The 24,889-nt window shown below is 61.7% G+C and carries 21 protein-coding genes; 8 read left to right on the top strand and 13 right to left on the bottom strand.

Features of this window, described 5'->3' with window-relative positions; genetic code table 11:
- Positions 1-385 precede the first annotated feature (385 nt).
- Together LRS06_RS14265 and LRS06_RS14260 are read left to right on the top strand one after the other, a co-directional pair.
- Positions 386-1,348: a hypothetical protein gene (locus tag LRS06_RS14265; RefSeq protein ID WP_257872084.1), complete on the top strand. Its 963-nt coding sequence runs from the start codon at positions 386-388 to the stop codon at positions 1,346-1,348.
- Positions 1,349-1,664: 316 nt separating this feature from the next.
- Entirely contained in the window at positions 1,665-2,807 is a 1,143-nt protein-coding gene (locus LRS06_RS14260; RefSeq protein WP_257872083.1) for an acyltransferase, read from the top strand.
- A 186-nt stretch (positions 2,808-2,993) separates the two neighbouring features.
- Here the strand turns inward: LRS06_RS14260 and nudK are convergent, their stop codons facing one another.
- Complete coding sequence (gene nudK, locus LRS06_RS14255) at positions 2,994-3,581, bottom strand: GDP-mannose pyrophosphatase NudK (protein WP_257872082.1); 588 nt, start codon at positions 3,579-3,581, stop codon at positions 2,994-2,996.
- 161 nt (positions 3,582-3,742) lie between these two features.
- Entirely contained in the window at positions 3,743-4,141 is a 399-nt protein-coding gene (locus LRS06_RS14250; RefSeq protein ID WP_257872081.1) for a DoxX family protein, read from the bottom strand.
- 162 nt (positions 4,142-4,303) lie between these two features.
- On the opposite strand from LRS06_RS14250, the gene LRS06_RS14245 reads away from it, so the two are divergent.
- Positions 4,304-5,095, top strand: a complete 792-nt coding sequence (locus tag LRS06_RS14245; protein ID WP_257872080.1) for an SDR family NAD(P)-dependent oxidoreductase — start codon at positions 4,304-4,306, stop codon at positions 5,093-5,095.
- 82 nt (positions 5,096-5,177) lie between these two features.
- Here the strand turns inward: LRS06_RS14245 and LRS06_RS14240 are convergent, their stop codons facing one another.
- A complete protein-coding gene (locus tag LRS06_RS14240) occupies positions 5,178-5,666 on the bottom strand; it encodes an ankyrin repeat domain-containing protein (protein ID WP_257872079.1) in 489 nt (162 codons plus the stop codon).
- Between the two features lie 407 nt (positions 5,667-6,073).
- On the opposite strand from LRS06_RS14240, the gene LRS06_RS14235 reads away from it, so the two are divergent.
- Positions 6,074-6,877: a zinc-dependent metalloprotease gene (locus LRS06_RS14235; protein WP_257872078.1), complete on the top strand. Its 804-nt coding sequence runs from the start codon at positions 6,074-6,076 to the stop codon at positions 6,875-6,877.
- A gap of 128 nt (positions 6,878-7,005) precedes the next feature.
- On the opposite strand, the gene LRS06_RS14230 is transcribed toward LRS06_RS14235, so the two are convergent.
- From LRS06_RS14230 to LRS06_RS14220, 3 genes are all read right to left on the bottom strand, one after another.
- A complete protein-coding gene (locus LRS06_RS14230) occupies positions 7,006-7,920 on the bottom strand; it encodes a YitT family protein (protein ID WP_257872077.1) in 915 nt (304 codons plus the stop codon).
- Positions 7,921-8,120: 200 nt separating this feature from the next.
- Positions 8,121-8,483, bottom strand: a complete 363-nt coding sequence (locus LRS06_RS14225; protein WP_257872076.1) for a hypothetical protein — start codon at positions 8,481-8,483, stop codon at positions 8,121-8,123.
- A gap of 92 nt (positions 8,484-8,575) precedes the next feature.
- On the bottom strand, positions 8,576-9,763 hold the full coding sequence (locus LRS06_RS14220; RefSeq protein WP_257872075.1) for an NAD(P)/FAD-dependent oxidoreductase: 1,188 nt from the start codon (positions 9,761-9,763) through the stop codon (positions 8,576-8,578).
- 166 nt (positions 9,764-9,929) lie between these two features.
- Between LRS06_RS14220 and LRS06_RS14215 the strand changes: the two genes are divergently transcribed.
- From LRS06_RS14215 to LRS06_RS14205, 3 genes are all read left to right on the top strand, one after another.
- Positions 9,930-10,664, top strand: a complete 735-nt coding sequence (locus LRS06_RS14215; protein ID WP_257872074.1) for a murein L,D-transpeptidase family protein — start codon at positions 9,930-9,932, stop codon at positions 10,662-10,664.
- Between the two features lie 143 nt (positions 10,665-10,807).
- Positions 10,808-11,356, top strand: coding sequence for a CoA pyrophosphatase (locus LRS06_RS14210; protein ID WP_257872073.1), 549 nt, complete (start codon positions 10,808-10,810; stop codon positions 11,354-11,356).
- A gap of 179 nt (positions 11,357-11,535) precedes the next feature.
- Positions 11,536-12,621 carry a WD40 repeat domain-containing protein gene (locus LRS06_RS14205; RefSeq protein WP_257872072.1) on the top strand — a complete coding sequence of 362 codons (1,086 nt, stop codon included), beginning with the start codon at positions 11,536-11,538 and terminating at the stop codon, positions 12,619-12,621.
- Between the two features lie 133 nt (positions 12,622-12,754).
- Here the strand turns inward: LRS06_RS14205 and LRS06_RS14200 are convergent, their stop codons facing one another.
- Complete coding sequence (locus tag LRS06_RS14200; protein ID WP_257872071.1) at positions 12,755-14,149, bottom strand: DUF5723 family protein; 1,395 nt, start codon at positions 14,147-14,149, stop codon at positions 12,755-12,757.
- 144 nt (positions 14,150-14,293) lie between these two features.
- On the opposite strand from LRS06_RS14200, the gene meaB reads away from it, so the two are divergent.
- The gene (meaB, locus tag LRS06_RS14195) at positions 14,294-15,268 is read left to right on the top strand and encodes a methylmalonyl Co-A mutase-associated GTPase MeaB (protein WP_257872070.1); all 975 of its coding nucleotides are present in this window, start codon (positions 14,294-14,296) and stop codon (positions 15,266-15,268) included.
- Between the two features lie 62 nt (positions 15,269-15,330).
- On the opposite strand, the gene LRS06_RS14190 is transcribed toward meaB, so the two are convergent.
- The 6 genes from LRS06_RS14190 to LRS06_RS14165 all read right to left on the bottom strand — a co-directional run bounded on the left by LRS06_RS14190 (position 15,331) and on the right by LRS06_RS14165 (position 24,860).
- Positions 15,331-17,130: a peptidase gene (locus tag LRS06_RS14190; protein WP_257872069.1), complete on the bottom strand. Its 1,800-nt coding sequence runs from the start codon at positions 17,128-17,130 to the stop codon at positions 15,331-15,333.
- Positions 17,131-17,208: 78 nt separating this feature from the next.
- Entirely contained in the window at positions 17,209-19,830 is a 2,622-nt protein-coding gene (locus LRS06_RS14185) for a carbohydrate binding family 9 domain-containing protein (RefSeq protein WP_257872068.1), read from the bottom strand.
- Between the two features lie 185 nt (positions 19,831-20,015).
- The gene (locus LRS06_RS14180) at positions 20,016-22,709 is read right to left on the bottom strand and encodes a M56 family metallopeptidase (RefSeq protein WP_257872067.1); all 2,694 of its coding nucleotides are present in this window, start codon (positions 22,707-22,709) and stop codon (positions 20,016-20,018) included.
- On the bottom strand, positions 22,706-23,104 hold the full coding sequence (locus LRS06_RS14175; protein ID WP_257872066.1) for a BlaI/MecI/CopY family transcriptional regulator: 399 nt from the start codon (positions 23,102-23,104) through the stop codon (positions 22,706-22,708). Before LRS06_RS14175 ends, LRS06_RS14180 begins: the two co-directional genes overlap by 4 nt.
- 161 nt (positions 23,105-23,265) lie before the next feature.
- Positions 23,266-23,634, bottom strand: coding sequence for a dihydroneopterin aldolase (gene folB, locus LRS06_RS14170; RefSeq protein ID WP_257873416.1), 369 nt, complete (start codon positions 23,632-23,634; stop codon positions 23,266-23,268).
- A 203-nt stretch (positions 23,635-23,837) separates the two neighbouring features.
- Positions 23,838-24,860 (bottom strand): DivIVA domain-containing protein, encoded by a 1,023-nt coding sequence (locus tag LRS06_RS14165; protein WP_257872065.1) that lies wholly within the window; start codon positions 24,858-24,860, stop codon positions 23,838-23,840.
- Positions 24,861-24,889 lie beyond the last annotated feature (29 nt).

The following is a 24,889-nucleotide window of genomic DNA, read 5'->3' as shown; positions in this document are numbered from 1 at the left end:
TGGCCCGCCCTCCCAGCGGGCCGGCTTCGTTCCCAGAGTTTCTGCCAGCCGCTGCTGCAGCTGAGCAACGGGGTGGCGGCTGGGGGTTTCCCTTCTATGGGGCGGCCCACCGCTTCTACGCCCTTTCGCACCGCTTCTAGGGGTCTTCCCACCACTTCTACGCCCGTTTCCACCGCTTCTACGGGTCTTCACACCGTTTCTACGAGGCTTCACACCGCTTCTACACGGCTTCACACCGTTTCTAGGGTTCTTCACACCACTTCTACGGACCTTCACACCGTTTCTATGCCCGTTCACACCGGTGAGCAAGGGTAGATGCTTGACTTTATATCAGATACTTCCTATTCTTATTTCACGCTTTAACCCTTCACTATTTCAACGCTTTATGGAACACGCAGAACCTATTACCCGCCTCTACACCGGCTCCGATGCGACCATGCGCCAGCAGATGCGCACCATGCAGGGGCACTACCTCACCGACCAGGCCGCGTTTGCGGCCTTCAACCCCAGCTTTACCGCCGCGTTCGGCACCAGCTGGGCCGCCGCCCTCGATGCCGCCGATGCCGCCACGCCCGGCGCCGGCCGCGTGGGCGAGCTGAAAGAAGACACCCAGGCCGTGGAGGCCGTGATGGAAAAGGCCCGCACCCAGGTGCAGGGCCTGTTTTATTTTGTGGAGCAGGCCTACCCCGGCAACAAGGCCCGCCTCGACCAGTACGGCAAGAAGCTCTACCTGAAAGCCCGCGACAACCACGACAAGATGCGGGAGCTGCTGGAGCTGGCCGCTGCCGCCGCCGAGCGCGACAAGGTGGCCCTGGCCGCCAAAGGATTTTCGGCGGCCAAGCTCACGGCCCTCAAGGCCCTCCCCGACCAGCTCACGCAGGCCAACACCACCCAGGAAATGAAGAAGGGCACCAACGTGGAGGACGGCGACGGGTTTGTGCAGCTCCAAAACGCGGCCTACGGCTTCGGCCGGCAGGTGAGCGAGGCCGCCAAGGTGGCCTTCGTGGGCGACTACGCCAAGCAGCAGCTCTACCGCCTCACCGCGCCCGCCGCGGCCGGCCCCGAAACCCACGAGCTGACCCTCAAAACCGGCGCCCTCAAAACCCTTTTGCTCGAAACCCTGCTCACGGCCACCTCCACCCTGCGCCTGCGGGTACGGGAAGCCGAGGCCAGCGTGAGCGTGCAGCTGGTACTGGCCCCCGACGCGGGCGGGGGCACACCCTTTACCGTCACGGGTCCCGAGCCGGTGCTGGTACCCGCCGCCACGCTGGGCACGGGCCAATACCTGCTGGCCAGCCACGCCGCCGGCCCCACTGCCGTGCGGCTGCACGTGGAGGTAGTGGAGTAGCACAACGGCTGAAAAGGCTTCTAGAACGTCATTCCGGCAACCTAAAGCCCATCATTCCGAGCGCCATCAGACCGTCATGCTGAGCGCAGTCGAAGCATCTCTACCGCTTCGTCTGAAAACCAGTGCAACGAAGCGGTAGAGATGCTTCGACTGCGCTCAGCATGACAACAGGATGGTACCATCAGCACGCGGGATTCCTCGGTCCCAGGCTTGATGCGCCACATGCTCGGAATGACGTCCCTTCTATCAGGGTTGAGGTTCCAGAAGGCGGCACCAGATAGTTGGTTCCGCAACCGGGCGCCGCTTACATTCGCGTATGCAGACCCAACTCCTGGCCGAACCCACTGCCCCCACGCTCAGCACCAAGCCGCACTACGCCATTCTGGACGGGCTGCGGGGCGTGGCGGCCCTCACGGTGGTGGCTTTCCACCTGTTTGAGGCCCACGCCACCAGCCACCTCGACCAGCGCATCAACCACGGCTACCTGGCCGTGGATTTCTTTTTTCTGCTTTCCGGCTTCGTGATTGGCTATGCCTACGACGACCGTTGGCAGCAAATGACGCTCAAGGAGTTCTTCAAGGTGCGGCTGATTCGGCTGCAGCCGCTGGTGGTGCTGGGCATGGTGGTGGGGGCCGCGCTGTACTACTTCCAGGATTCGCCGCTGTGGCCCGGCATCAGCGAGGTGCCTGGCTGGCTGGTGCTGGTGGTGATGCTCATTGGCTGCACCCTGCTGCCCGTGCCGCTGTCGATGGATATTCGGGGCTGGCACGAGATGCACCCGCTCAACGGGCCGGGCTGGTCGCTGTTCTACGAGTATATCGCCAACCTGCTGTATGCCCTGGGTGTGCGCAAGTTTTCCAACGCGGCGCTGGCCGTGCTGGTCGCCCTCACGGGTGCGGCCCTCATTCACTTCGCCGTCACCAGCCCGGCCGGCGACGTTATCGGGGGCTGGTCGCTGGATGCCGAGCAGCTGCGCGTGGGCTTCACGCGGATGCTGTTTCCGTTTTTTGGTGGGCTGCTGCTGTGCCGGGTGGCGCGCCTGGGCCGGGTGAAGTACGCGTTTGGTTTGTGCAGCCTCTTGCTTTTGCTGGTGCTGGCCTTCCCCCGCGTGGGCGGGGCCGACCACCTCTGGCAAAACGGCCTCTACGACTCCCTCAGCATCATCCTGGTTTTCCCCCTGATTGTGTGGCTGGGTGCCAGCGGGCAGGTGACGGGACGGGTACCGGCGCGGGTGTGCAAGTTCTTCGGCGATATTTCCTACCCGCTCTACATCACCCACTATCCCTTCATCTACACCTACACCGGCTGGGTTAGCACGCACAAGCCTTCCTGGCAGCAGGCCCTGCCAGTAGCGGTGCTCACCTTCGTAGCGGCCGTAGGGCTGGCCTACGCCGCCCTCAAGCTCTACGACGAGCCCGTGCGGCGGTGGCTACGCCAGCGGTTCCTGACGGCCCGCTGAGGGCTAAGAGCGTGTTAGAAAATTGTCATGCTGAGCTTGCCGAAGCATTTCTACTGCTTCGCCTGAATACCAGTGCAACGCAGCGGTAGAGATGCTTCGGCAAGCTCAGCATGACGCAAATGGCGGTTGCACTAAATCCCCAACACGCCGCAGGGCTTCGGAAAGATACCGTGTGGCTTGGCTAGCTTACCCTAGCAGGTTGTTCAGCTGTGCGTATTGCAGCAGCAGGATGGTTTTGGCGTCCTTGATGGCGCCGGTTTGCACCATTTGCAGGGCTTCGGCGAAGGGCAGCTCCAGCACCTCTATGCTTTCCTGCTCGTGCTCCACCCCGCCCCCGGCGTGCACCCGCAGCTCCTCGGCGTACTCGGCCACGAAGAAGTACAGGATTTCGGTTACCGAGCCCGGCGACATGTAGGCCTCCAGCACTTTGGTGACGTTGCGCACCCGGTAGCCGGTTTCTTCCTCGGTTTCGCGCCGGATGCAGTCCTCCGCATTGTCCTGGTCGAGCAGGCCGGCGCAGGCTTCAATCAGCATCCCGGAGGCATTGCCGTTGAGGTAGGTAGGCATCCGAAACTGCCGCGTCAGCACCACGGCCTGCTTTTCGCGGCTGTAGAGCAGAATCACGGCGCCGTTGCCCCGGTCATAGGCCTCGCGGTTCTGGGTGCTCCACTCCCCGTTGGGCTGCCGGATATCGAAGGTGATTTTGCGCAGGGTGTACCAGTTGTCGGACAGGACTTCCGTTTGTTTGATGTGAACCTCGGGGGTGTAAAGCATAGCCAGGAGTTGAGGCTCAAAGGTAGACGGCGGTTTATCCGAAGCAAGCAGACTACGCCTCACACAATCATGTATCCGGCGGCGAGGGTTATGATTAGCAAAAAGCCGGCCCGCACTCCTGATAGAGGCGGACCGGCCAGGCATTCAACAAAACGCAATGGTTACCCGGCAGCGGTACTCCGGTGTCGCAGACTATCGAGGCTCCACGGGCCGGGCCCCTGGAAGAAGATGTAGAGAAACACAAAGCAGTACAGAACGGCCATTTCGCCCTGGTTCACCAAGGGCAATGCTCCCTGGGGTGCGTGCGCCATGAAGTAAGCTACCGCCATCAGGCCACTGGACAGAAAGGCGGCGGGACGGGTAAACAAGCCTAAGGCCACCAGCAGCCCACCCACCAGCTCAATGATACCGGCCACGCCCATCATCGAAGCCAGTTCTACGGGCGGTTTGTCGCCGGGGAAGCCCAGCAGCTTCTGGCTGCCGTGGAAAGCAAAGAGCAATCCTACCACAATGCGCAGCAGGGCGTAGATGTAGGGAGCGTAGCGGCTGAGGGAGCTCATGGCTGAACGGGTTGGGTTAGAGGAAGCGGAATGCGCTGGATGATAGCTCGACCAGCACCGGTACTTAACGCGTTGGCCTTCGTCGGGGTTGGCCGCGGCCTGTGACAAAAGCCCGGCTGACAGGTTATAGGCTGATAGCATTTCAACCAACCTGCTTTTCTTATGGACTTACAACTCACCGACAAACGCGCCCTGGTCACGGGCTCCACGGCTGGCATCGGCCTGGCTATTGCCCGCCAGTTGGCCGCCGAGGGCGCCGAAGTTATTCTCACGGGCCGCACCGAAGCCCGGCTGCAAGCGGCCCGCGCCGCAATTCTAGCCGAAACGCCGCACGCCCGCGTGCAGGGTGTCGCCGTCGATTTTGGGCAGGCCGCCGACGTGCAGCGCCTGCTGCAGGCAGTACCCGCCGTGGATATTCTTATCAATAACGTAGGCATCTTCGAGCCCAGGCCTTTCGCCGAAATTACGGATGAGGACTGGCTGCACTTTTTCGAGGTAAACGTGCTGAGCGGGGTGCGCCTATCCCGGCACTACTTCCCTTCCATGCTGGCCCGGAACTGGGGCCGCATCCTGTTCATCTCCAGCGAGTCGGCCATTCAGATTCCGCAGGAAATGATTCACTACGGCACTACCAAAACGGCCCAGCTGGCCGTGGCCCGCGGATTGGCCGAGCTCACGAAGGGCACCAACGTGACTGTAAACTCCGTACTGCCGGGCCCTACCGCTTCCGAGGGCGTACAGGAGTTTCTGGGCAAGCTGGCGGCCGAAGGGCAAACCCGGGAGCAGGCCGAGCAGGACTTTTTTCAGCACGCCCGCCCCTCTTCTTTGCTTCAGCGCTTTTCTTCGCCCGAGGAAATTGCCAGCATGGTGGTGTTTTTGAGCAGCCCGCTGGCCTCGGCTACCAACGGCACCGCCGTGCGCGTGGACGGGGGTACGGTACGCAGCATCAACTAACCAGCGCGCTACTTTACACGAAGCAGCCCCCGCTGCCGCACGTGTTGCGGTAACGGGGGCTGCGGCGTTTCTGAGGCAAGTGCTATTCCGGCAGCACCGACAGGGCGTACTCGTTGCCTTGCTGCACGGCTAGGTCGCGGGCCGTGAGGCCGCGCACGTCGCGCAGGGAGGTATCGGCGCCGGCTTCGAGCAGCAGGGGCAGGATGTTGTGGCGGCCAAACAGGGTGGCAAACATGAGGGCCGTGCCGCCGTTGCCGTTTTGCAGGTTCAGGTCGGCGCCGTGCTGGATGAGCAGCTGGGCCACTTCGGGGTAGCCTTTAAAGGAAACGCCCATCAGGGCCGTGTTGCCGGACAGGTCCTGCACGTTGGGGTCGGCGCCGTGCTGGAGCAGAAACTCCGTGGCTTCCACCTGCCCATCATACGAGGCCACGATAAGCGGCGTGAAGCCCTTGCCGTTCTGGCCGTTGATATCCAGAGGCGACTGGGCAAGCAACTCCTGGAGGTCGGCTACGCTGCCCCGGCGGGCAGCATCAATCAACAGATCTTCGGGGCGGGCAGAGGAAAACGTCATGAGAAAAGGAAAATAAGCCTGTGAATCTGGTCGTGGCGGTGCATACGCGAAGTACATAAATATGGCGCTATATGCAGCAAACCTTCCGTATTGATCTGGCTGCGCGGGTAGCACTTAGGCGGGCCAGCCCGAAAAGTCTACTGCTTAGGTTGGCACTGGCACTGGGCTGATGATACCGCTAAGCACAAAGCATTTACGAACAGTTGTTAGCACAAAACAGCTGACTCGGCTTATTGTTATTTTATATGATCATATCGTGTTATTTCATAAATCAACGAAGCCTGATTTGTGCATAATGGCTTCGTAAATGGCCTGTATAAGATTTTGTTGTTTTGCAAATATTTCAAAAACGAAGGTAGATTTGAGGACTCTTTTCAACCATCACCCCAAAAAACTTTCTTTTTTTCATGAAAAACGCAAAACTACTCGTATCCGCCCTATTGATGGCTGGAACCGCTCTATTCTCCAGCTGCAGCAAGCAAGAGGAAGTAGCCAAGAATGATGCGCCCAGTGAGGAAACCCTCTCACAGATTCGCGCTCTGGGCTTCAGCACCCACGATGTAAAGCGCGAAGGCACCGATTACATTGTAGAAGGTGACATCCGCCTGTCGGCCAGCGACCTGAAAAACAAGTATGCCGACGGCAAGTTGCTGCGCGTGGGCGAAGAAGAGCAGTATCGTACCACGTATCTGGTACGCGGCCCACGCACCATCACCCTGTCGGTAAGCTCCACGCTGCCTTCGGCCTACGTAACGGCCATCGACGAAGTGGTTCGCCGCTACAACGCCGAAAACCTGACGCTCCGCTTCCAGCGCGTAAGCACGGGCGGCAACATCGTGTTTACCAAGGCGCCCAGCGGCGCCTCCTACCTGGCTTCAGCAGGCTTCCCAACCTCGGGTGGCAACCCCTACAGCCAGGTGGTGGTGAACTCCACGTACCTGGGCTCCAACCCCGGCACCAACTATCTGGCCACCATTCTGGCCCACGAAGCCGGCCACTGCATCGGCTTCCGCCACACCGACTACATGAACCGGGCATATAGCTGCGGCGGTGCATACACCAATGAAGGGGCCAGCACGGTAGGCGCCATCCGTATTTCGGGCACGCCTTCCGCTGCCGACCCAAACTCCTGGATGCTGGCCTGCGTGGGTAGCGGCGTAAACCGTCCCTTCAATGCCAACGACAAAATAGCCCTGAACTACCTCTACTAAGGTTAGCCCGGCTTTCATCACCACCCCAAGCAAAAAGCCCTGCCGTCCTCCCGGCAGGGCTTTTTTGTGCTATATGATAAATGGCTTCATGGTTGAGTGGTTGTTTTGTCGGCTTATAACCACTCAACCTAATGCAGGGGGCGTTTTTTCACGAGGCCGCCCTTGGTTTCGCGCACGCTGCTCATCACCACGAAGGCCTGCGGGTCGAGCTTGTCGATTTCCTCGGTGAGGCGGCCCACTTCCAGGCGGGTCACGACGGTGAAGATGATGTCGATTCCCTGGAGCCGGTCGCCGCGGGAGCCGTAGCCGCTTTTGCCGGAATAGAGCGTGGCGCCGCGGCCAAGGGTTTCGGTTACCATGCGCCTGATTTCCTCGCTGCGCTGCGAAATAATGGTGACGCCGGTGTACTCCTCAATGCCTTCAATGATGAAGTCGATGGTTTTGGCCGCCGAGAGGTAAGCCAGAATGGAATACAGCGCCGTGTCGATGGACAGCAGAATAGCCGCCACCCCGAAAATCAGGATGTTGATAACCAGGATAATGTCGCCCACGGAAAGCGGGGTTTTGCGGCTGATATAAACGGCCAGGATTTCAGTGCCGTCGAGCACGGCCCCGCCACGCATGGCCAGCCCGATGCCAGCGCCCAGGAAAAAGCCCCCGAACACGGCAATCAGCAGCTTGTCCTTGGCCAGCACCGGGAAGGATATAACCAGCAGCACCAGCGCCAGCCCCAGAATGGCCAGAAACGTGCGCACGGCAAAGGCGCGGCCCAGCTGAAAGTACCCCAGGATGATGAAAGGAATGTTGATGACCACAATCAGCAGCGACAACGACACGCCAGTGAGCTGATTGGTCAGCAGGGAAATACCCGTTACGCCGCCGTCGATGAACTCGTTGGGGAGCAGGAAGCCTTTGAGGCCCAGGGCAGCGGAAAAAATACCCGCCACCACCAGAGCAACCTGTATTCCCTGACGACGCACCCAGCGGCGCCCTCCACTGATGGTATCGAAGGCAGCCTGGGTTTCCGGATTGATGCTTTGCATAAGAGGTTGGGTTCCGTGAAGGCGAGGTAGTTTTTAGCCTTGCACAAGGTTGAGGAATAGTTGCTGGAGTAGCACAAGCGGCCGTTTTCTGCTTACATAGGAACCACCGATGGCCGGAAATACCAGCCAACAAGCCGCACAGCCTCAAAACCGGGCGCGGCGTGGCCGTTGTAAGAAGGTAGTTCGTCAGAAGACGCTAGCTACGGCGCGTTGGGAAACACACTGGCCCGCAGCCGCCGCACCTGCCCGGGCGAACCTACCACCGGAGCAGCAGCCGTAGCGGCAACGTAGGGCAGGCAGATGTAAGCCAGGAGCACCCCGACGCTGTTTGCCGGAACCCAGCAAGCACCGCCAACGCCGGGCGCATGGTCGTCGGCCGGGGTTAGGGCGGCCTGGTAAGCGGCCTCTAAAATCCGCCACTGCGGGTGCGGGTTGCTATCGGTAGCGCGCAGGTAGTACTTGGCCCTATCGGTAGCGGCTCCGTGCGCTGAGCGCAGGCTTCCACCGCACAGCAGGACTGCCAGCAGAACCAGACGCAGGAAGGTGAAAGCAACAGAAGGCACGGGCAAACCGGATAGCTAAGACGAAGGACCGCCCTGCTTTTACAAACGCGGAGCCCGACGGAAAGTTAATAAAACGCCCCGAACGCAACACCTTAGCTAATCAGCCGCACCAGCCGGTGCAGCAGACCAGGCTGCCGGGCCAGCCAGAAACCCACCTGCAGCAAACCCGGCCACGCCGCCAGCAGGCGCATGAACCGGTAGCTACGCTGCAGACGGCGGCCCAGCTTCTGCTGCACGGCTGCTTCATACTGCCGTAAATAAGCAAGGCTGAAATCCTGCGTCCGGAAGCACCGCACGGCCTGCTCTGCTGCCAGCATACCGCTAATCACCGCCTTATCGATGCCGTGACCCTGTAGCGGATCGATCAGCGAAGCGGCGTCGCCGGCCAGCAGGCAGCCCGGCGCGGCCAGCGGCAAACGGCGCCCCGCCAGCGGCAAGCCAAACCCGGCTACTTCCGACAGCTGCCGGGCCCCAGCAAACCGCCCAGCCAGCTGCGGATGTTGCTTTAGCAGCTGCGCCAGGGCCTGCTTCATATCTATCCGCCGCTCGGCTACCTGCGCCGACAACAGCCCGAATCCCACGTTGTACACTCCTCCGCCCACCGGAAACACCCAGCAGTAGCCAGCCGGAAAGTCGCGCAGAAAGTAAAACTCGCTCGTGTGCTCATCGAAGCCCGTGAGGCCGGTGTAGTAGGCGCGCACGGCCGCGCAGTGGTAGCGCCGGTCGAGGGGACGGGGCAGCACCTTGCGCACGGCCACGGAGTTGGCTCCGTCGCAGGCCAGCAGCAACCGGGCCGAGAGAGGCGGCTGCGTAGGGTCGGCGAATACCAGCTCTACGCCTTGCTCATCGGTGCGTACGTCGCGCACGGCGTGGTTTTCGAGGATGGTAGTCTGGGTGTGGCGGCGCACCAGCTGCAGCAGCTGGAAGTCGAAATCCTGGCGTGGACTGTTGAACGTGGGGTTCTGCCAATGGACTACCAGCTCCTGCCCGGCGGGCCCTACCAGCCGGCTGGCTTTGGCCGGCGCCTGGGGCTGCACGGCCACCAACTCCTGGTACCAGCTTTCCGAAAGGCGCCGGATGGCCGTAAGCGTGGGGCCCGGAATAGCATCGCCGCACACCTTGTCGCGTGGGAAGCGGGCTTTGTCTACCAGCGCCACGCGCAGACCATGGCCGTGTAAAGCCAGGGCCGCCGCGGTTCCAGCCGGCCCGGCTCCCAGAATTAGAACATCGTAGTGGTGGGGCAGCAAAGTCACGCGGCAGGCCGGTAAATAGGCGGCCAAAGGTAAGCCGCCCCGGCCGCTTGCCGTTGCCCGCCGCGTGGGCTGATTTTTTTCTTTTTCTTTCTATATATAGAGTACATACTAGGCCGTATTTTTCCGGCGTTACCTCATCGTTGGCAGCTTGCCTGAACGGCCCGGGGCGGGGTTCAGCAGCTCACAAGCACCTATGCGTCTATTGATAGTTTGGGCCGGCGTGCTGCTGGCTACGTGCGGGCAGCCGCAATGGTCGTTTCGGGAAGATCAGCTGCAGTTTTCGCGGGTGCGGGCGGCTTACCAGCACCACGGTAGTACAGTGCAGGCGCTTTTCGTGAAGCATGGCATCGATCCGCAGCGGCCAGAGCTGTTTGTGCGGGCCATAAAAACCCGGCGGCAGCTGGAAGTGTGGGGGCGCACCAGCGGCCAGGGCTCCTACCAGCTGCTGCGCGCCTACCACATTGCGGCCACCTCGGGCACGCTGGGCCCCAAGCGCCGGGAGGGCGACCTGCAAGTGCCCGAGGGGTTTTATTTCATCGACCGTTTCAACCCCAGCAGCACCTTTCACCTGTCTCTGGGCCTGAACTACCCCAACGCCGCCGACCGCCAGCGCAGCGACCCGCAGCACCCGGGCGGCGACATCTTCATCCACGGCTCCAACGTCACTATCGGCTGCCTGCCCATCACCGACGACAAAATAGAGGAGCTGTACGTGCTGCTGGTAGAAGCCCGCACGGGCGGTCAGGAGCAGATTCCGGTGCATATTTTCCCTTTCGACCTCACGCCCACCAACCTTACGGCCCGCGCCCACAGCCCCCACCACAGCTTCTGGCGGGAGCTGGCTCCCGGTTTCCGCTACTTCGAGCAGCACCGCCAACTGCCTACCGTGGACGTTACCGCCGAGGGCAGCTACGCCGTGGGTCCGTAAACTTCGGCCATCAAACGAAGCAGGAATTCCAGGCTTCGGGGGCCGAGGGTCCGGCGAGTTAGCCAGGCAGCTTCTTTCGGAGAAATACAGACAGAACGCATAACCAACGAGCACCAGGCTTTAAATTGCCGTAGTTTGGCAACATGTCTGCTCCCCGTTCTCTGGATGATATTCCGATGCCCGCCAACCTGCGCGACTCAGCCGTGCTGGTGCCCATCTTCCGCGACGCGGCCGGCGAGCTGTACGTGGTGATGGTGCGCCGCGCTGCCTTTGGGGTGCACGGCGGCCAGCTGGCTTTCCCCGGCGGCAAGCCCGAGCCCGCCGATGCCGACCTGCAGGCCACGGCCCTGCGTGAAGCCCAGGAAGAAGTCAGCCTCTCCCCTGCCAATGTGGAAGTTCTAACGCAGCTGCCCACGGTGGATGTGCCTTCGGGCTTTCGCATTACGCCTTACCTGGGGCGCATCCGCCGGCCGGAGGTATGGCAGTGGCAGGCCGCTGAAATCGATGAAGTGCTGGAAATACCCTTGCGCCATCTTGCCGACGCGGCCACGCACACGGAGGAAATCTGGCAGCTGCCCGGCTGGCCCGACGCACGCCGCGTGCCCTTCTACCGCGTGGGCAACAACTACCCGCTCTGGGGCGCCAGCTACCGCATCCTCCAGCCGCTGCTCCCCGCGCCTGCTGGCCGGTGAGTGGGCGTTTTGAATGTGCTGATGTGGTTGAATGTGCTGATGTGATAAGGTGGGGAGTGTGGCATGGCGAGCAAAGCGAAGTAATGACAGCCATTTTCATTGAACACCACTTTGGCACGAAATTGCGTTTTAACGCTGCGGCCGGGGTCGGCGTATCAGGGCGACCAGGCTTTCTGCGTATGAAACGACTGTTTTTTCTGTGTGCTTTGCTTTGCCTGCCGCTCCTGGCAGCCGTGGCGCAGGTCAATCAAAGTATCTGGTATTTCGGCAATCAGGCAGGGTTGAGCTTTGCCGGCGGGCAGCCCACCCCACTCCTGGACGGCAAGATGAACACCTACGAGGGCTGCGCCGTGGCCACCAACGCTCAGGGCCAGCTCTTGTTCTACACTAACGGCGTGAACGTCTGGAACCGGGAGCACCGCCTCATGCCCAACGGCCGCCGCCTGATGGGCGACGCCAGCAGCGCCCAGAGTGCCCTTATCGTGCCCGACCCCGGCAGCGCCAACGTGTTCTACATCTTTACCACCGATCTGCAGGGCCACGGCAACGGCCTGCGCTACTCGGTGGTAGACCTCACCCGCGACAATGGCCTCGGCGACGTACCCCGCGCCAATCTGCTGCTCATCACACCGGTAGCCGAAAAGCTGGCCGCCGTACCCCACGCCAATGGCCGCGATGTGTGGGTGGTGGCGCACCGCTGGAACTCCAATGCCTTTGTGACCTACCGTGTGACAGCCGAGGGTGTAGACGCCACGCCCATTCTGAGCAACGTGGGAAGCATGTACGCCGGGCCGGGCCGCAACGCCATCGGCTGCCTGAAGTTCTCGCCCGACGGCACCCAGCTGGCTACGGCCATGTGGCGCGAAACCAACAAGTTCGAGGTTTTCAGCTTCGACCGCAACACGGGTCTGGTGAGCAACCCACGCCAGTTTGGGCCTTACGAGGAAGCCTACGGCGTGGAGTTCTCGCCCGATGGCAGCAAGCTCTACGGCACCAGCAACGGCGTGGGCGGCGGCGACGCTCAGATCTGGCAGTTCGATCTGCGCACCGGTCAGGCCGTGAGCGTAGGCAAGTCAGCCAACCGCAAAGTGGGCTCGATGCTGCTCGGTCCCGATGGCCGCATCTATGTGGCCCGCGAAGACAACCCGTACCTGGGCGTAATTCAGAACCCTAACGCCGCCGGGCAGGCGTGCCAGTACGTGGATGAAGGCCTGCACCTGGCCGGCCGCCGCAGCCGCCTCGGCCTGCCCAACTTTATCCGGTAGGCAGTTGCTTCGTTGTCATGCTGAGCTTGTCGAAGCATCTCTCCCGCTTCGTCTGAATAACATGGCAACGAAGCGGGAGAGATGCTTCGACAAGCTCAGCATGACGTCCCGGTTTTCGCATGATGCCCCGCCCCTACTGCGTCTTGCCAAACCGGAACCGCAGGAAGCCGGCGGCGCCCGATACGTAGGGGTTCGACTTGGATAGCAGCCCGGTCACGTCGCGGGTGCTGATACCGGCTTCGTAGATGGGGGTGGTGAGCGTGATTCCCAGCGGAATACCGAAACCGTAGCCGGCACCGCCGTTTACGCCGCTGCTCAGGCGCAGCCAGTGCCAAGGCTTATAGTCCAGCGCGGCCCCCACAAAGGTATTGGGCAGGCTTCCGGCAATCTGGTTGAGCGGGGTGGAGACTTCCACGCCGGCTTCCAGGTTTTCGCTCACGCGCAGCCCCGCGCCTATGCGCAGCTTGGTAGGCAGATCTTTCTTCAGCTCCTGGCCCGGCTGGTATACAAACAGGCTGTCGGTACCGGCCGCGAAGATGCGGGCCGCCTCCGTGAAGAAGTCGTAGCTGTCGACGCCATCGGACTGGAGCTGCTTGATGCGCTGGTCCTGGGCCGTGAGCAGGTTACCGTCCCACTTCATCCGGCCAATGTCGGTGATGGATACGCCTACGCGCAGCAGCTTGCCCGCTTCCATAGCTAGGCCTACATCGAAGCCGTGTCCCTCCCCCACGGGCTGCAGGCCGCTGGCCCGCTCCCGCAGGTTGAAACCCGGCTGTGTGGCCACCTTGCCATAATCGACGTCGAACAGCGGGGAAAGCGCCGAGTACGCCGTGGATTTGCCATCGGTCACCTGCACGTCGAGCACGCCTACGCCCTGGATGTAGCGGTAGCCCACGCCGCCCGACAGCCGGAACATTGGCAGATCTACCAGCTGGCGCCCGAAGGCGAAGTTGAATTCGTTGTACCAGGCCAGCTGAATCCTGGTGCCGTCGAGGGCCTCGGAAACCAACGGGGCCGTGGACGGGTCGAAGTTCTGGAAAATAGGCGCATCCTGGCCCAGGAACATGATTTCGGCCGCATTCTTATTGAGGCCTACGTGGGAGCTCAGCCGCTGCCGGTTGCTGAAAGCCACCGTACCAAACACCGGCAGACTCACCGATACCGCTACGGTTGTGGCGTCGGCGTTCAGGTTCAGCGCCTGGTCAGAGGTGAAGTCGCGGGCCAGCCCCTGCTTTTCGGCCTGCGTCAGCTCCCGGCCCGAGGCGTCGATGAACCGCTTGATGGTGGCGCGCGTGAGCGACTGGGAGCCTATGCCCAAGCCAAACTCGCCCACCGTGAAGGCAATTTTGGGCGAGCCTACCCGCGCCAGATTGCCCGGGTTGACGCCGATGGCCTGGTAATCGGTGGCGAAGGTGACGCCCAGCCCGCCCCGGCCTACCTGCGCGAAGTTGCTGAAGTCGGTTTGGGCCTGCAGCAGTTGCGGTGCTCCCAGCAGCGCGGCCGCCAGCCAATAAGAAAGGTGCTTCATAGCAAAAAATGTAGCGTAAGCTTTAGCTTGCGGCGGTAGGCCGGCGCCCGGTTGCGTATGCCAGCCTGCAGTGGCCGGCCACGTACGGTCAGGCCCCGCTTCTCACCTGCCGCAAGCTAAAGCTTACGCTACAGTATTCCTCTCTTGGCCAAGCGCTTTTCCGTTTCTGAATATACCGACGGCCTGCTGGCTGGCAACCGCCTCGTGCTGAGCCGGGCCATTACGCTGGTAGAAAGCACCCTGCCCAGCGACCAGCACCTGGCTCAGCAGGTCCTCGACCAGGTGCTGCCCCACACCGGGCGCGCCGTGCGCCTGGGCATTACGGGCGTACCGGGCGTGGGGAAAAGCACGTTCATCGAAGCCCTGGGGCTGCACCTCGTGGGCCAGGGCAAGCGCCTCGCCGTACTGGCAGTGGACCCCAGCTCGCCCCGCAGCGGCGGCAGCATCCTGGGCGACAAAACCCGCATGCAGCAGCTGTCGATGCACCCGCAGGCCTACATCCGGCCCTCGCCGGCGGGCCGCTCCCTGGGCGGCGTCACGCGCAGCACCCGCGAAGCCATGCTGCTCTGCGAGGCCGCCGGCCACGACGTAATTTTCGTAGAAACCGTGGGCGTGGGCCAGAGCGAAACCGCCGTTCACGGCATGGTCGATTTTTTTCTGCTGCTGATGCTGGCCGGCGCTGGCGACGAGCTGCAGGGCGTCAAGCGCGGCATCATGGAAATGGCCGACGCCGTAACCATCACCAAAGCCGACGGCCCCAACGAAGCTGCCGCCCGCCGGGCCCGCCGCGAGTACCAGAATGCCCTGCACCTGTTTCCGCTGGGCTCTTCGGGCTGGAGCCCACCCGTGACTACCTGCTCGGCCCTTTCGGGCGCGGGCGTGCCCGAGGTATGGCAGGAAGTGGAGCGCTACGTGCAGCATGCCCGGCAAAACGGCTACTTCGAGCAGCGTCGCCAGCAGCAACACCTGCAATGGCTGCATGAGGCCATCCGGCAGGGACTGGAAGAGCAGTTCTACACCCGCCCCGCCGTGCTGGCCCAGCTTGACACCGTGCGCCAGCAGGTGCTTAGCGGGCAGCGCTCCGCCTTTGGCGCCGCTACTGAGCTGCTGGGCTTGTAATCTAAACGCATAAAAAAGCCCTCTGCTAAATGTCAGAGGGCTTTTCGGCAAGTGTAAGCTACCTACAGGTTTTTCAGCCAGGCCTGGCGCAGGGCCAGCTGGGCGGGGGTGGCCTGCGGGTCGAGGGCAAAGTTGTAGCGCTTTACTTCGTCGCGGGCTATGGTGCGGCAGCGGACTTTCTTTTCCGCACCGTCGTGGCGGATGGTTAGCTCCACTTCCGTGCCGGGCGCGCCGCTTTGCATGGCCGTGAGGGTTTGGCGGATGGTTTCCGGAGCAATAACGGCTCCATTGAAGGCCACGAACTGGTCGCCCTTGCTCACGCCGCAGGCCTGCAGCGTAGAACTCACTTCGGTAAACCCAATGCCGGCGGGCAGCATACCGTAGCTATTAGTGCCCAAAGACGCCAGCTGGCGGCCGGTGCGCAGGCTGGCATCGTAGCGGATACCCACTTTGGCGTAGTACTCCTGCAGCGGCAGCGGCTCGGCGTTTTCCACGTAGCGCGTGAAGAAGTCCCGGATTTCGGGATAAGTCAGCTTGGTGAAATCATCGAAGAAATTCTGCTCGCTCACCGGCTTGCTGGGTCCGTACTTTTTGGCCAGCTCCAGCAGCACGTCGCGTAGGCCACGCTTGCCGCCCGAAAGCTCCAGCAGGCGCACATCCAGCAAAGCCGCCGTCATGGCCCCGCGCTGGTAAATATTGCCGTACTGCTGCTGGCCTTCGTCGGTGAAGGACTGCAGGCCCAGACGCTTGAGCGAGTAAGTGGTATCGGCGCGCAGGTGGTCGTAGGCTACTTTGTCGTGCAGGGTAGTAAGGTAGTCGTCGAGAGTGGTGAGGCCGCCGCGCAGCTGCATCATGTGGGCGGCCCATTCCGTGGTGCCTTCGTAGAGCCACAAATGCTGGGAGCCGGTGGGCTGCACGAAGTTGAACTGCTCAATAATTTCGGAGTGGATGTTGAGCGGCGTCACGATGTGAAAGAACTCGTGGGCGGCCATGTCGGTAATCTGCTGGGCGTACTCGGGCGTGAGCGGCTGCTCCTTCAGGGTGTACTCCGAGCTGTAGGAATGCTCCCAGGCACCCTGGCTTTGGTCTTCGAAATGGTACAGAAACGCGTAGCGCTTCACCGGCAGCTGCACCAAGAAGCTTTGCGCGGCGCCCAGCATCTTCTGCATATCGGCCAGCAGCGGCCCCGCCTTGATCAGGTCGGTTTTGGAGTAGCAGTACAGAGCCACTTCGGCGTCGCCGAGTTTGGTGGTCGCCTCAGTGAGGCGGCCGAGCAGGATGGGCGAGTCTACGGCCTGGTCGTAATTTTTGGCGTGGTAGTAGCCCTGGGCATCGGGCGTGAGGGCCGAGCCGGCTTGCCACCCGCTGGGGTAGTTGATTTTCAGGCGGAGCGGCTGGCCCTGCATGCCCTGCGGATAGCCCAGAATGGTCTGGCCGTTGAGCAGAGCATGGTCCTGCTCCAGCGAAGAGCCGCACATGCGGTAAATCCGGTGGTCCTTGACCGGCGTATCCCAGGTTTCGGCAATAGTGTAGCGGATTTCGCGGGTGTGCGTGGGGTCGGCCAGCTGCCACTGGTTGGTGGAGAGCTGCTTGCTTTCCAGCGGCTTTCCATCCTTATCGAAGGCCTCGAATTTGCGCACGAAGCGGCCCATATCCATTACCTGGTAGGTGCCCGGCGCGGTGGAGGCAAACTGGTAGATGGCCTGGTCTTTCTTCAGCTTTTTGGGTAGCTGCAGCGTCACCTGAAACTCGTCGGTGGAGCGGGCCGGGTCGATGCTGACGGTGTAGGTTAGCTCCGAACCCGCCAGGGCCGAGGTCAGGGGCAGCAGCGCCAACAGGGCACCGGATACAAGAATTTTCATGAAAAATGAACGGGGTGGAGAAAACGAAAAAGCGCCCCGGCACCAACGGGCCGGGACGCAAAGTACGCTGCTAGCTGACTACGAGCGAAGCTTGCGCAGCGTCAGGTAGTCGAGGTAGTACAGGATTTTGATGGACACGTTGTTGTTGTGGGGCGTGTTGATGGTGTTGCTCAGGTTGTCGAAGTAAAGCGGCGTGGCCTCGTTGGCTTCCAGAAACGTCGAGCCGGCGTTTTTCCACACCACGCTCACCTGCGAGCCGGGCGCAAACCACCACGCGTACACCGCATCCACGTTGAAGGCGTTGAAAGTATTGTCGCGGTTGCGGCGGTAGTCCACGGGGTTTTCAATACCGTTGGGGCCCAGTTGAGCAAAATCCTGGTAGCGCACGGTACTGGTGTAGTGGCGGGTGCGCACGGTGAGGGACATGCGGTTGGTGAACGTATAGCCCATCGACAGGACGTTGGACACCGTCACCACCCGGCGGCGGCCCAAAAGCACGTTCTTGGGTTGCAGCCCCAGCTCTGCAATGCCCCCCAGTTCCCGGATAATGGCCCTGTCTAGCGGCTCATTGCTGTTGAGCCCGCCATTCACGTAGCCGATCTGGTTCTGATTCTGCTCCCAGTCTATGCTGTACCGAAAGTTGAGCTTGTTGTTGACCCGGTAGCGCGGCGAAAACGACAACGAATAGCTGGTTCGGCGCGGGCGCTCCAGCCGCTCGTCCTTCACGTACTGCCGGGTACCCCCGCTCAGGTCCCAGGCCAGCTTCTTCCGATAGTCCGTTGAAAAGAAAGCACTGAAGCCGGCTCTGGTTGGCACGCGCACATAGTACTCGCCCAGCGGCTCCGTGCGCGGCTCGTAGAAGTCGTTGCGGGCCGGATCGATACTCACATCGAAGCCGGTGGTAATAAAGCTTTTGGTGAACGTTGTTTGCGTGCCTCCGGCAATGCTGACATCCTGGTAGCGCGTGGGCCGGTAAAGCAGGGAATGATTGAAGTTGAACCAGTTATACAGGTTATTTACCTTCCAGAACGGCTTATAAATGTTGTAGTTGGCGTAGATATTCTGGGAGATGTTGTTGTTACCGAACAGGATACCCAGGTCGTTGGGATTGTAGTGGTCCGACTCGATACCGTGGTTCAGGCCCCAGGTGAAAGCCCCACTGATCTTTCCGAAGCCTACCTGATACTTATAGCCATCCTGGTCGCCGATGGCTTCCTCGGAGCCGAACTGGGTGCCGCGGCGGCGCGAGTATACCACCCGGCCATCAATGGCGTAGGAGTTCTTTTTGTTGGAGAAGCGAAACAGCCCGCCCGTTACGTTGGCATCATAGGTGCTGCCCATGCGCGTCACGTTGGTGTTGATGAGCGACACGTAGGAGTTATTTTTCAAGCTCTGGTCCAGCACGAAGATGTTGTAGTTCGAGAACGGCTGCGTGAGAATGCGCCGCTCCTTGCCGTCCACCGAGTCGCGGGCTATGGCGTACACGTCGTTGCTGAGGGCATTAAACAAGCCCACGCCCAGGCCTTTGCTGGTGCGCCCCGAAATCTTGGTGGCATTGAGCAGGCGCGTCACGCCCGGGTCCGACACCAAAACTTCGCCCGGTATATACTCGCCTTTCTCATTTTCACCTCCGGCCCGCAGTTTGTCTCCGGCCGTACCAAACCCGATGGGGGTAGCGCCCACGCGACGGGAGTAGAACAGGTTGCCTTTGTTGAAGAGCTCGGTCCCCTCCGTAAAAAACTGGCGGTTTTCCTGGAACTGTACCTCAAAGGGCGAAAGGTTCAGCACCTGGTTGTCGCTCTGCACCTGCCCGAAGTCGGGCACCAGCGTGGCGTCCAGCGTGAAGCTTTCATTGATGCCCCACTTCACGTCGGCGCCCCCGTTGAAGCTGGTGCTGGTGTTGCGCGTGCCCTGCTCCTTATAGGGGTAGTGGTTGGCGTAGGCCGAAATGTAGGGCGTGAGCGAAAGGCGTAGCGGGGGCTTGATGTCGCGCAAACCCGTGAGCACGCCCCACTGGTTTACGAAGCCATCCACGGCCGGCTTGACCTCACTCCAGAAAAAGCCCTGGCGCAAACTTTGACGGTTACGCATAAACTGCAGGCCCCACGACTGCTCGGCCTGGGTGCTGAAGCGAATGGCCGAGTACGGAATGCGCATTTCCGCTATCCAGTCGGTGCCGCGGATGGCGGTGCGCGAGTCCCACACGGCGTTCCAGGCGAAATCCTCGCCGCTGGCGGGCGAGTAGCGCGCATCGGCCTGCACCCCGCCCGTGGTCACGAAGAAGCCGTAGCCGTTGATTTTATCGCGGTACGTATCGAGGAAGATGCCGAAAAAGTCGGTGTTGGGCAGGTTGTCCCGCTCCCCCAGCTCCCGGAAGATGGAGTCCTGGGCCACGTCGTGCATAATGGCGCCCACGTAGATGGCGGCATCATCGTAGAGGATGCGCACCTCGGTGGGGTGCTTTTCGTGGGGACCGGGGTTGGGCCGGTTCTGAATGAAGTCGGTAGCTATTGGGGCCTGCTGCCAGATGGGCTCATCGAGCAGGCCATCCAGCTTGATGGTTTCGCTGATGCGCACGGCCTGCAGCTGGCGCACGACGGCAGGAATGGGGGCCGGGGCGGGCGCGGGGGCGGTTTGTGCCAGGGCGCTGCTGAGCACCAAGCTCAGCCCAGCCAGCAACAGGAAACCTGCACGTAACATGGAGAAGGAAAAAGAAAGTAGATGGTAGACCGAAGCGAAGTTTATAGAGGTCAGGGCGGATGCGGCCAGCAGGCCGGCAGCGGAGTGCAGCCATAGATGCCGCCGTCCCCGCAACCGTTGCCTCTGGCTGAACAATAGGCACAAAAAAACCGGCGGCTTCACGTGCCACCGGCTTTCTGCATCCATTATTCACTCACTGAAATCTGGAAGGTTTGCTTGCTTTTTCGGCCCTCCGTCGGCTCAGGCATATCGAGCATATTACGGTATTTGCGGGCCATTTCGGCTGATTGGGTTTTGCCATTCACGCTCAGGCCTTCGTCGCTGAGCTGAAACTGGAAGCTTTTTTCCGTGGCTCCGAGCAGGCCATCCTTGCGCAGCTCCTGCCAGATGCGGTTGGAATCGAGGCGCGGAGGGGCGGGCGGCGCTGGTGGGGCGGGGGCGTCCGCGGCGCGGGGTGCCTGCGGGGCCCGAGGAGCCTGGAACCCCTGGGGTGCGCGAGGAACCTGAGGCGGCCGGGGCGGAGCCGGTGGGCTTACATAGCCGCGGCTGGTGCTATTGCTGCGGCGCGTTATCACGAACGAGCCGGTGGTGAGCTTGCGGCCCGCTTTGGCGGCAAACAGGCGCAGGTACTTGTCGCGCACGGCGGCCGGCAGCTTTTTGCCGTTTACCGTCATTTCCCGGGCATTCAGTCTCAGCTGATAGCTGTTGCGGTTTTTGATCAGCCCGTCGCTCAGCATCTGCCGGCTGAGGGCCTCTTCCACCTTGTTGTCTGCCCGGCGGGCCTCATCGGCGCGGAGCATCTCCTCATCGTGCTCCCGCATGGCTTCGTCATGGACGCGCATTGTCTCATCGAAGCCGCGCATGTCGTCGTCGTGCTCGCGCATTTCGCGGTCATGCTCGCGCATAGCCTCGTCGTGCAGGCGCATGGCTTCATCTACCTGGCGCTTCTGCGCGCTGTTGCGGGTATCGTCGGCGTTCTGCCGGGCGTCGGAGAGCCGCTCGCGCAGCTCCGCCCGCTGCTCGTGCAGCCGCTCCCGGGCTTCCTGAATCCGGTCTTTTTCTTCTTCGCTGTCGGCTTCGCGGTAAGCCTTGTTAAGCTTCAGCTCGGCCTGGCGCAGAGCTTCATCAGTTACCTCCGTCCAGTTCTCATTGCCCCCAAATGACTGCGTGCCATCGAGGTAGAACGTGTGCCCCTGACCGCCGCGTTTCAGCCAGAAACGGCCTTTTTCCCGTTCGGCCTGGGCACGCGACAACTGCCGGAGCGTAGCCATATCCCGCTGGTTGGGCACCTGCATCCACACCTGCGGCGCGGGCCCATTGCCGAACTGGAACTGAAATGCCTCATTGGGCTCGTTGCGCAGCACGTAACCGTTGGGCGCTACCCGAATAACCTGGGTGGACGTTTTGGCTTTCCTGCCGGGCTTGGCCGTCGTTTCCACGGGCTGGCCGTTCACCATCAGGTTCGTTACGCGGCCTTTTTTGTCTTTCTCGATAACTACCGTGCTGGCCTCACGACCTGGCCCAAACCGGCGGCCGGCGCCTTCCACTATCACCACCTGCTCGGAGGAGCGGTTGCGTGTGCCTTTGCGGCGGGGTTTGTCATTGGTCGGCGTTTCGTCCGTGGCTTCCACTTCGGCCGGTACTTTGGCAACCAGCGGAGTCGTTGTTTCGGTGCTGGTAGAGGACGTGGTAGAAGTCGACTGCTGCTTGGTCGTGTCTTCGGAGGTGAAAGCGTCCGGCAACAGGTTGCCCAGCGGGTTGCGGGGGTGCGTGAGGGGGCGTGGGTCGGCCAGGGCTACGGCGGTGGTCAGCAGCATCAAGCCGCCCAGCACCACGCAAGCCGCCATAAAGCCCTCCGTGAAGGTGGGCGCCGTGCGGCCTTGCACCAGTCGGCGCACCCGGCCCAGGAGCGTACCGCGGCTGCCCACGGCAGCCATAGCTAGTTGAGGGGTGTGGCGCGGCGAAAGGTTCAGCTCGGCCAGGGCGGTGAGGGCGCGGGCCAGCGTGAGCGGGTTGCCCCCCACCAGAGCCGTAGCCGTATCGTCGCAGCAGTTTTCGCGCTCCACTCGCATAGTAGCCGTCACAAACCACACGGCAGGGTGGTAGAAGAACAGGATTTCCGCCACCGACTGCACCAGATTCATCAGGTAGTCGCGGCGGGCCACGTGGGCCAGCTCGTGGGCGAGAATAGCTTCCAGATAGGTGTTGCTCAGGCCCGTTACCGTGCCCAGCGGCAGCAGAATGGCCGGCTTCAGGTGGCCGACCACCATGGGCACGCGCACCAGCGCCGATTCCAGCAAAGCCACTGGGCGCTGCAGATTCGCCTTTTCGGCCAGGGCCCCCAGGCGGTGCAGCCACTCTACACCCAGTGGCTGCACCCGATAGTGGCGCAGGCGCTGCACGTAGGCCAGCCCGCCCAGCAGGCGCAGCGTCATGGCCAAGAGCCCCAGCAGCCAGACCGTTACCAGCACGGGCAGATTCTGCTCGAAATACCGCTGCCAGGCAGCCAGTGGGCCAAGCGGGGCGGCCTCATCGGGCACGACTAGCGCCGGAGCTTCGGCCGAGGCTATAGTTGGGGCGCCGGTAGCCTGCCAGGAAGCCAGCCGCACGTTGGCATCATTGCTCGCCTGGAAGGACGACGGCACCTCAGCCAGCGCGGCGTAGTAATAGCGCCCAAAGGTGACAGAAGCCAGCAGCAGCATAGTACCCAGCGCGAGGCCGGCTACGCGGTAGCGCACGGCGGCTGTGTGCCGGCGCAGCACCAGCAGCAGGCCGCCCAGGGCCAGGGCTACCACGGCGCCCTGCCACAGGGAGTGAACGAGCGTCCAACCCAAAGCCCGCACCAGCGCGGGCGACAACGTGTGTTCGAGCCAGTTCATTGGGCGGAGTCGTTTTGGTTTTCGATTTCGTCGAGCAGGTGGCGGATCTGGTTTAGCTCCTCCTGGGAGGTGCTACGGTTGCCCAGGGCCTGCATCACCATTTTCAGAGCCGAGCCGCCAAATGTGGCGTCCAGAAACCGGTCAAGCAACAGGCCCTGGGTTTCTTCCTGGCGCACGGCGGCGCGGTACACGTGGGTTTTGCTGTCGTCGTCGCGTAGCACCAGGCCCTTGTCCAGCATCAGCTGCAACAGCTTCAGGGTGGTGGTGTAGCCTATCTCCCGCTTTTCGCTGAGGTAGTCGTTCACGAAGCGGACAGTGCTGGGGCCGTGCTGCCATAGCACATGCAGAATTTCCAGCTCCGATTCCGTGGGTTTGGCCGGGGGTGATTTGCTCATAGCTCAGAAAGATTAGTCATACGAATTGGTTCGTACATCAAACATATACGAAGGAAATCGTAGAAGCAAATTTATCCTACGATTTATTTCGTATACTATTTCAGTTGAGGAAAAACAAGCTTGAAAATCAGCTATTTCCCCTCAAGACCTGAGAAACGTTGCTACCGTTGCCCGGCCCGCTTACGCACCAGCGTAATTTGGGCGCGGTGGCAGATACCGCCCAGCGGCGGGTTGAACTTAGCTACTTTCACCTTCACGGAGCGCACGTACGGGAATTCTGCCATTATCCTGTCGATAACGCGGTGCCCAAGGTGCTCCAGCAGCCGTGCCGGGGCCAGCATTTCCTCCCGCACCACGCGGTACAGCACTTCGTAGTTCACCGTCTGCTGCAGGTTGTCCGACTGGCCGGCTGCATGCAGGTCAGTGCGGATGTAGAGGTCGACGCCGTACTTATTCCCGATTTTCTGCTCCTCGTCGTAGTAGCCGTGAAACGCGAAGAACTCCATGCCTTCCAGTGCAATCTGGCCCATGCGGTAAATCAGTGAGTGAGTGAATGAGTGACGCATCGGCGGCAAGGTCCGAAACTAACTCATGAAACCACGGATTGAGGCGTATTCCTGGCTTCCTCTTTACTACAAAACAGAAAAAGCCACCCAAAGGGGCAGCTTTTCCAATCGTCTACAGAATCCAGGAAATCCGTGCGAAACGAAGTTCGGCGCAGCCAATCCCTGGTTTAGATTTCGTCGAAGAATGACTTTTCACTGGCAGCAGCCATGCCTGGCTGGCCGGGGTGCGTGGTGGGTATGGGCTGGTTGATTTCCGGGTGATTCGGCCCGATGGGGCGGATGTCGGGTGCAACCGGCTCGACACGGGGCGGAGCGGGGTCGGGCACCTGCGAAGGTGCGGGCGGGTCGATGTGGGGAGCCGGCGAGATGCCGGGGTTTTCGGCTGGGGCACCGGGCCGCTCAATCTCGGGGCCGGGGGCCTGGGCCGGGGCGCCGGGGTCGGGCTGCTGGCCGGGTTTCGGGTTGTAGGCGCCGGGCTGAGAGCCAATGGGGGCGCGTTCCGAGGAGGCGCTGCCGGCTACCAGCCCTGCCGGACGGGCAGCGCTACCAACGGCCGCAGCCGACGAAGTGGAAGCAGTATGAACAAGCATGGGTGCGGGGGCTTCAGGTGAAGGTTCAGGTTTGTTCACCTTTACGCTGGCCGCCCGCGAAAGGATAGCCGCCATGGAGGATTTCGGCCGGTTACGACTTTTCTCCACTTTATCCAGAGCATCGGTAGCCAGGTGCTGCAGGTCGCGCACGAGGCCTTCGAGTACGCCTTCGAGGCGCTGGTGCTCCTGGCCCAGCAGGTTCACCTCCTTCTGCATTTCAGTAATGGTTTTCTCGGCCTGCTTATAGGCATCGTCTACTACCGTGCGGGCTTTCTGGCGGGCATCGGCCAGGAGCTGCTCGGCTTTCAGCTGGGCTTCGCGGATGCGCAGCTCGGCGTCGCGCTGGGCCTGCTCCGTAATGCTGTTACCCGTATCCTCGGCCGTTTTGAGCGTGCGGTAGAGCGACGATTCCACTTCGCGCATCTTCTGCACTTCCTGGGTGGCATGGTCCAGCTTCAGGCGCAGCTCTCGGTTTTCGTCGCCCATCCGCTCCCACTGCTGCGAAAGTGAGTTCAGAAAGGCCTGTACTTCGTCCTTGTCAAGTCCCCGAAAGGCTTTTTCAAAGGTTTTCTGCCGGATATCGAGGGCGGTGATTTTCATGAAGGAGCGAGAAGTTAGAAGCGAGAAGT

Origin of the sequence: Hymenobacter sp. J193, from assembly GCF_024700075.1 — a bacterium.
Lineage (GTDB): Bacteria > Bacteroidota > Bacteroidia > Cytophagales > Hymenobacteraceae > Hymenobacter.
Note: the sequence above shows the minus strand (reverse complement) of the source record. Positions and strands in the feature narration are given on the sequence as shown.

What these genes read in the sequence shown, in the direction of transcription:
- LRS06_RS14265 (WP_257872084.1), top strand. Translation starts at nt 386, where the DNA reads ATGGAACACGCAGAACCTATTACCCGCCTCTACACCGGCTCCGATGCG.
- LRS06_RS14260 (WP_257872083.1), top strand. Translation starts at nt 1,665, where the DNA reads ATGCAGACCCAACTCCTGGCCGAACCCACTGCCCCCACGCTCAGCACC.
- nudK (WP_257872082.1), bottom strand. Translation starts at nt 3,581, where the DNA reads ATGCTTTACACCCCCGAGGTTCACATCAAACAAACGGAAGTCCTGTCC.
- LRS06_RS14250 (WP_257872081.1), bottom strand. Translation starts at nt 4,141, where the DNA reads ATGAGCTCCCTCAGCCGCTACGCTCCCTACATCTACGCCCTGCTGCGC.
- LRS06_RS14245 (WP_257872080.1), top strand. Translation starts at nt 4,304, where the DNA reads ATGGACTTACAACTCACCGACAAACGCGCCCTGGTCACGGGCTCCACG.
- LRS06_RS14240 (WP_257872079.1), bottom strand. Translation starts at nt 5,666, where the DNA reads ATGACGTTTTCCTCTGCCCGCCCCGAAGATCTGTTGATTGATGCTGCC.
- LRS06_RS14235 (WP_257872078.1), top strand. Translation starts at nt 6,074, where the DNA reads ATGAAAAACGCAAAACTACTCGTATCCGCCCTATTGATGGCTGGAACC.
- LRS06_RS14230 (WP_257872077.1), bottom strand. Translation starts at nt 7,920, where the DNA reads ATGCAAAGCATCAATCCGGAAACCCAGGCTGCCTTCGATACCATCAGT.
- LRS06_RS14215 (WP_257872074.1), top strand. Translation starts at nt 9,930, where the DNA reads ATGCGTCTATTGATAGTTTGGGCCGGCGTGCTGCTGGCTACGTGCGGG.
- LRS06_RS14210 (WP_257872073.1), top strand. Translation starts at nt 10,808, where the DNA reads ATGTCTGCTCCCCGTTCTCTGGATGATATTCCGATGCCCGCCAACCTG.
- LRS06_RS14205 (WP_257872072.1), top strand. Translation starts at nt 11,536, where the DNA reads ATGAAACGACTGTTTTTTCTGTGTGCTTTGCTTTGCCTGCCGCTCCTG.
- LRS06_RS14200 (WP_257872071.1), bottom strand. Translation starts at nt 14,149, where the DNA reads ATGAAGCACCTTTCTTATTGGCTGGCGGCCGCGCTGCTGGGAGCACCG.
- LRS06_RS14190 (WP_257872069.1), bottom strand. Translation starts at nt 17,130, where the DNA reads ATGAAAATTCTTGTATCCGGTGCCCTGTTGGCGCTGCTGCCCCTGACC.
- LRS06_RS14185 (WP_257872068.1), bottom strand. Translation starts at nt 19,830, where the DNA reads ATGTTACGTGCAGGTTTCCTGTTGCTGGCTGGGCTGAGCTTGGTGCTC.
- LRS06_RS14180 (WP_257872067.1), bottom strand. Translation starts at nt 22,709, where the DNA reads ATGAACTGGCTCGAACACACGTTGTCGCCCGCGCTGGTGCGGGCTTTG.
- LRS06_RS14175 (WP_257872066.1), bottom strand. Translation starts at nt 23,104, where the DNA reads ATGAGCAAATCACCCCCGGCCAAACCCACGGAATCGGAGCTGGAAATT.
- folB (WP_257873416.1), bottom strand. Translation starts at nt 23,634, where the DNA reads ATGGGCCAGATTGCACTGGAAGGCATGGAGTTCTTCGCGTTTCACGGC.
- LRS06_RS14165 (WP_257872065.1), bottom strand. Translation starts at nt 24,860, where the DNA reads ATGAAAATCACCGCCCTCGATATCCGGCAGAAAACCTTTGAAAAAGCC.